Genomic DNA, 6198 nt, shown 5'->3' on the forward strand with positions numbered 1-6198 from the left:
ACGATGGTCCCCCGTTTCAATTGCAATTCATCCATGGCAGAGAGCAGTCCATCCACTTCCCGCTGTCTTGTTTTCGGGTCTTTTAGGTTCCAGCAGACCTGGATCAACTGACGTTCTCCTCCTGATTCCGGCCACAGAACAAAATCAACTTCATTTCCCTTCCTGGTGATATAGTATTCCGGCGCAAAGCCCTTCCTGCGAAGATGCATATAGACGAGATTCTCCAGGCGTGCCCCCCGATCCTCGGTCATTTGGAAGGACATGGCTCCCAGAAGTCCCGTATCGATCACATAGACCTTTTTCGGATTGACTTGCCGCGCCTTTACAGAGCGGGAGTGAAGCGGCGCCTGATAGACCAGGAAGGCATCCGTAAGGTGATCGAGATAATTATACAGGTTGTTCTTCGTACAGGGAGTGCCTTGGCTTTTTAGAGTATTGTAAAACTTGTTCACACTGAACCGTGTTGCCGGCGCGCTCATGATATGTCGAATGAGGGTCCTTAAGGCTGTGACATTGCTGATCGCGTGCCGTTCCACGATATCGCGAAGAATTACAACGTCCAGGTAGTTTCGAAGCACTTGGCGTCGCAACTCATCGTCGAGCGATTGAACTTCAGGGAATCCACCCGTCTCACTATAGATTCCCATCATGTGTTGCAAGGTTGCTCTCATTTTGGATCCGAACCGGGGTGTTCCTTTTAGCTCCACCTTGTTAAATCCTAAAAATTCTCTGAAGCTGAAGGGAAATATTTCCGTGATGAGTGACCTGCCCCTTAAGGCGGTGGCAATTTCCGTACTCAGGAGTTTGGACGAAGAACCTGTTATACAGACGGACAATTGTTCTGTATCGAGGACGCGTCGTACGAACTTGTCCCACCCCTGGATACGCTGCACCTCATCCAAGAATAGATAACATTGTCGTGTCTTAAAACCAGGGAACTTTCGATAGTAGGTTTCAAGGATGTGTTGAAAATCGGCTGCTGCAAAGGGGAGCAGTCGTTCGTCTTCAAAGTTCAGATACAAAAGCCGCTCTCTTTCAATTCCCTGTGCCAACAGCTCTTTCATTTGTTGATAGCAGAACCATGTTTTCCCGGAACGGCGCATTCCGATCACGACATTGGCCTTGCGTGGTACACGAGAGATAAACTGATCGCGCGGGATGAGGTCCGGCAGAGGTCTCTCATGGAAGTCGTCGATGAGATGGTCTAAAATCATTTTCATATACCAAATCTATCTTTATTTAAGAGATAAATCAAGTCAATTGTTTAACTTATTTGAAGAAAGCTTAGATGGCATCAGGAAGTTTCAATTGATGCTGTCTTCTGAACTGTATGGTCTTGTCTTTTATGCCTTGAGAAATATCGATGACGGGAATTTCGCGTAGGAGTTCCCTGATTTTTTGTTCTTCCCCGGCGGTCAAAGATGGGTAGGACAATAGCTCGAGTTCGGTAACAAAAGAAATATAAAATTCGCCTTCCGGCAAGGCAAGGATATCTATTTTCTTCCCTATGACATAGAGAAGAATGTTCGTGTCAAGGAGGAATTTATTTCCACTCACTCCGCACCCGCCTTTGGTATTCTATAGGTTCTTCCTCAAGATGCACGGCGCCGGCGTAGGCTTTGAGCTTTTCCCTCGTCATGCCTTGGCGGCCTGATTTGAGCATCTGCTCGATTTCCTTCCATTCATCGTAGCTGATAATGACTTCGACTGAAAAAGCAAGGAGAAAAAGGGCGAGAAATTTCTCATCTCAAGGGTAGTCCGTTATCCGAGGGGCTTGCCTGTGTGCTCTTATTCCTTGTCTCCGGCGAATTCAAGGCAAGACAAACCGGATTGTCCGGTCGATGACAAGGGGACGTATGGATTGTCCGATCAAGCCTGTCTGCGCCTGCCTGTGCTGTGCGGCAGCACGCAGACAGGTGCGGACACGCACATGCAAGCCCCGGTAAACCGAGGGCAAGTCGGACAATGACAAACTGAAATTCCGGCCCGCTCGGGGATTGGGCCCATAGAGCAACGTGCCCTAAATCAGGTAGGAAGGACTATAGGCGATGCTCCTCTCACGGTCGTAGTAAGAGAAGTTCTCCGAGAGCATCAGCATCCGCCCGTTTTCCACCAGCACAAGATCGATCTCCGCTCCGCCGTGGGGCGCCTGGTAATACGCCTCGTCCGGACATATCTCTCCAGCAGATCTTCGGCTTGGCTTGAGGTTGAAATGCCGTTGGGGTATATGGCGAACACGAGGAAGAAGGCGGTTTCTGCCTATCATGATTTCATCAATGCAACGGTGACGACGGGTCATAGAGTATGACCCCATTCCTCCTTTATCTTGATGGATTTGGCAAGAACCACTTCCAGGCAGGAATGATATCAATGGACTCATCTTCTCTTCTTATTACCATGAACGATAGGGTGTTCCGGGATACGAATATTCCCGTCCCTTGTTTCGGGGGTACTGCGCGGCGCAAGAAACAGGTTGCAGTGGGGCTGGTCTCAGAATAGCTAAAGAATTCTTTAGTTCTGGGAGCAGAATCTCAGATTCTGCTAACCCGACGAGATAGAATGAGGGAAAGAGGCTTTCACCCAAATTCTTGACTCCGCAACGGTTTTCTGTTAGCTTCTCATCAACGATTTAGAACCCTTCCAGGACGGACACGGGGAGGTCTGATAGTGTACAAGGGATTCGTGTGGTGATCGACAACCAGGAGGACCGGTCCGGTCTTCCCCGATTTTCTCTGGGTGTGACTGGCGATGAAGCGGAAAAAAAGAACTCAGAACGGAGGCAAACTCCGTATCGGCGATAGCTGGAACGCCATCACGATCATTGCTCTCTCACAGAGTAATCCCTTGAAGGCGATCGCGGAGTTTGTGGAGAACAGCATCGATGCCCATGCGCGCAACGTGACCATCATCCGGGGGCGGGACAAGGGCGCTCCTTACCTCAAGGTCATCGATGACGGCGACGGGATCCCCCTGGACGGCGACGGGCTTCCCAACTTCAAGTATGTCGCCACCCATATCTGCGATTCGATCAAGAGGCAGTTGAAAAGGGAGGGGGCCTCGAACCTCCAGGGGGAGTTCGGGATCGGTCTGCTCAGTTTCTGGACCGTCGGGGAGGAGTTGAGACTCGTTTCGGCATCGAGTGATGGCAAACACTATGAGATGGCGATGACCAAGGGATCGCCCGGTTACCAGATCGGCCGGCGGCATACTCTCCTCTCCTCCGAGGGGACGGAACTGACCATCTCCCCCTTGCTTCCGGGGGTACGCCACCTCAACGGGGAAAAGATCCAGCGCTATCTGGCCTCGGAGTTGCGGGACCGGATCCGGAGATCCGGCGTGAAGATCAAGGTGGTCGACCGGACAGCGAGAAAGGAGATCCCCGTGGAGCCCCGTGAGTTTTCCGGCCGGCTCCTTCACCAGCTTCCTGAGGCGGTCTCTCCGGCGGGCGAGATCTATCATGAGATCTACCTCAACGAGTCGAATACGGAGAACCGCGTGGGTTTGTACCGCTCGGGGACACGGGTCATCCCTTGCATCACCGAACTGGAACGGTTCAACCGGGAACCCTGGACCTCGGGCTGGCTCGAAGGGATCATCGATGTCCCCTATCTCAATCTGACGCCGAGCACCCGGAGCGGTATCATTCAAGACGAACGTTTGGAAGATTTTTCGACTGCGATTCATCCCCTTGAAGAGAAGCTCATCGAGATCGTGGCGGAGCAGCGAAGGGCCGAGGAGGAACGGGCAAGCCGGAAGATTCTGAAGACGGTACAGAATGCCCTGAAGGAGGCGATCCTCTCGCTTCCGCAGGAAGAATACGACTGGTTTGATATTCACGTCCGGTCCCGGAGCGGGAAACCTTCCGTGGAGCGGGAGGCCGAAGGAGACGCGGTCGAGGGGAAGGCAATCCCGGAGGAAACCAGGGAAGGCCCCCGTCAGAAGGAGTTTTTTGAGTTTGCCGGTCCTCTTTTCAGCGCGCGTATCTCTCCGGCTTCTGCCGTTGTCGCCGTGGGAAAGAGCAAGGGATTCCGGGCGGTCCCCCGGGACAAGAGCCGGAGACTCGTGGAAGAAGGCCTGACCTTCGAATGGAAGATTGAAGAAGGGGGCGGAAGGCTGGAGGACCCCACGGACGAGATTGTCACATTCACCGCGCCCGCTGAACCGGGCCTGGTGAAGTTGTCCCTTACCGTAACGCAGGGAGAGACGGCCGTGACTGCCGAGGGGCTTGTTACCGTTTCCGATTCGATCCTGCCGAAACAGCCGGGCGGAGATGCTGCGGCCAAGGGACTACCCGGTTATACCTTTCAGCGGGCGCCGGGAGATCTCTGGCGGTCGAGGTATGAAGAAAAGCAGAATCTCATCGTCATCAACAATGGGCACCGAGATTTCGTCTATGCCTCCAAGAGCCGGGCGAGGAAGCTCCGTTACATCTGCCGCCTTTTTGCCAAGGAACTGGTGTACCGCAATTTTCCCGGCATGCCTGCGGACCAGCTCCTGGAGCGAATGATCGAGCTTTCCCTCTACACCGAAGAGCACCTCAAATAAGTCCAGTCCAGGGTACCCAGACTTTGATAATCGGATATTGACTTTCTACGACCCCTCCTGATCCTTCCTGTTCCTGCCATCCTCAACCTCATCCCGCCTGATTCGAGGATCTGCTCGATTTCCTTCCATATCATCATAGTTGATCATGACTTCGAGTGAAAAGGAAAAGAGAAAAGGCCGGGAAATTCCTCATCTCAAGGGGGGCCCGTTATCCGAGGGGCTTGCCTGTGTGCTCTTATTCCTTGTCTCCGGTGGATTCAAGGCAAAGAAACTGGATTGCCCGGTCAAGCCCCGGTAAACCGAGGGCAAGCCGGACAATGACAAACTATTCTCGGCTGAAGGCTTCCTGAAGCCGTCTACTGAATCAGTCTTCCTTCCGACCGGCTATGCTTTCTATTTCTTCAAAAACGTTCGTAAGTCTGATAAGGTGGGATTCAGCGATGCCTCCACTTCTAAGGTGTTTGTGGTGCGGGAAAGAGGTCAGATTTCTTGCTCTTGGATCGGGTGCGTTATCGTAGCGGAAGAGAACATCCGCCCCATAGCGGTAGTTGTAACCGTATGAATATTTTTCCACGACCTGGCCCTTGTGTTCGACGAACTCCTTGAAGTCGAGCGTGAAACCATTCTTGAACTCTATTGTGCCGGAAATGAAGGCGATGTCGCTCGTTTTCCTGTCGATGGTGAGGATGTATGAGGAGACGATGGAATAAGAGGCGATGAGCGTTTCCACTTCGGCGATGTAGTTATCGATACTCAAAATTGATTTCCTCGAGGGATTTCAATTTCCGCTCGACCCGCTTCAGTGTTTCAATCTCGCCTTCCCACTCGAGAAGTTCCATATCCCCGATTTTACCGTAGAGCTTTTTCCGGTCCGGTGAGCCGTACTTTTTCTCAAACTCCGTGATCTTGTTCCGGATTCTTTCCACGGTCTTTCTGAGCACATGGGCTTCAGTGTCGATGGCAATCTTGATTCTTTCGCGTGTCCAGTTGTCGTCTGCTTCGATGATTAACTTGGTCACCGAAATTCACCCCCTCACTGGAACCATTATATCCAACTTTGGTTCTCGGTACCCTTGCTTGGGAAAGGTAGATTTCTCAAGCAGGTGAATGCAAGTTCAGGATAGCAGGTGGTTTCAGGCATGTCAATAAGAATCCTGTGGAAAATCAAGGAGAAAAGGCCGAGAAATTCCTCATCTCAAAAGGGGTCCGTTACCCTATGGGGTTGCCTGTGTGCTCTTATTCCTTGTCTCCGGTGGATTCAAGGCAAAGAAACTGGATTGCCCGGTCAAGGCCCCGGTAAACCGAGGTCAAGCCGGGCAATGACAAGGCGCCGTCATCCCCGGCTCCGGGTGTCATCCCCCGACTCGATCGGGGGTCGGAGGACAGGCATTTTTGTCGGAGGCCCATTTTTACTTGACAAGAGATACCTCTAAGGGTAACATATTTTATGGGAAAGGTGCGACGAGGCGGGTTCGTCTTTTTCACTTGGGCAGGTGACCATGGGCCTCGGCATGTGCATGTCTACAAAGACGGAAAGCTCGTCGTCAAATGGGACCTGGAAAACGAGATGCCGATGAAAGGTAAACCGTCTCGCAAGGTGATCGAACTGATCCGTGAATTGCTGTCTGAGGGGTTGATATGAAGATTAGCTCT

The 6198-nt window shown here is 52.1% G+C and carries 7 protein-coding genes; 2 read left to right on the top strand and 5 right to left on the bottom strand.

Annotated elements, in window-relative coordinates; genetic code table 11:
* The 3 genes from AUK29_04615 to AUK29_04625 form a co-directional block, all read right to left on the bottom strand.
* Window positions 1–1220, bottom strand: a 1220-nt coding sequence (locus AUK29_04615; protein OIP64403.1) for an ATPase, incomplete at its 3' end; no start/stop codon positions are given.
* 64 nt (window positions 1221–1284) lie between these two features.
* The gene (locus AUK29_04620) at window positions 1285–1557 is read right to left on the bottom strand and encodes a hypothetical protein (protein ID OIP64404.1); all 273 of its coding nucleotides are present in this window, start codon (window positions 1555–1557) and stop codon (window positions 1285–1287) included.
* A gap of 463 nt (window positions 1558–2020) precedes the next feature.
* The gene (locus AUK29_04625) at window positions 2021–2299 is read right to left on the bottom strand and encodes a hypothetical protein (GenBank protein OIP64405.1); all 279 of its coding nucleotides are present in this window, start codon (window positions 2297–2299) and stop codon (window positions 2021–2023) included.
* A 449-nt stretch (window positions 2300–2748) separates the two neighbouring features.
* On the opposite strand from AUK29_04625, the gene AUK29_04630 reads away from it, so the two are divergent.
* Window positions 2749–4545, top strand: coding sequence for a hypothetical protein (locus AUK29_04630; protein OIP64406.1), 1797 nt, complete (start codon window positions 2749–2751; stop codon window positions 4543–4545).
* A gap of 364 nt (window positions 4546–4909) precedes the next feature.
* Here the strand turns inward: AUK29_04630 and AUK29_04635 are convergent, their stop codons facing one another.
* Window positions 4910–5248: a hypothetical protein gene (locus AUK29_04635; GenBank protein OIP64409.1), complete on the bottom strand. Its 339-nt coding sequence runs from the start codon at window positions 5246–5248 to the stop codon at window positions 4910–4912.
* Window positions 5249–5288: 40 nt separating this feature from the next.
* Window positions 5289–5564, bottom strand: coding sequence for a hypothetical protein (locus tag AUK29_04640; protein OIP64407.1), 276 nt, complete (start codon window positions 5562–5564; stop codon window positions 5289–5291).
* A 428-nt stretch (window positions 5565–5992) separates the two neighbouring features.
* On the opposite strand from AUK29_04640, the gene AUK29_04645 reads away from it, so the two are divergent.
* The gene (locus tag AUK29_04645) at window positions 5993–6187 is read left to right on the top strand and encodes a hypothetical protein (GenBank protein OIP64408.1); all 195 of its coding nucleotides are present in this window, start codon (window positions 5993–5995) and stop codon (window positions 6185–6187) included.
* The last annotated feature ends 11 nt before the right edge of the window (window positions 6188–6198 follow it).

It is taken from the genome of Nitrospirae bacterium CG2_30_53_67 (assembly GCA_001873285.1).
GTDB lineage: Bacteria > CG2-30-53-67 > CG2-30-53-67 > CG2-30-53-67 > CG2-30-53-67 > CG2-30-53-67.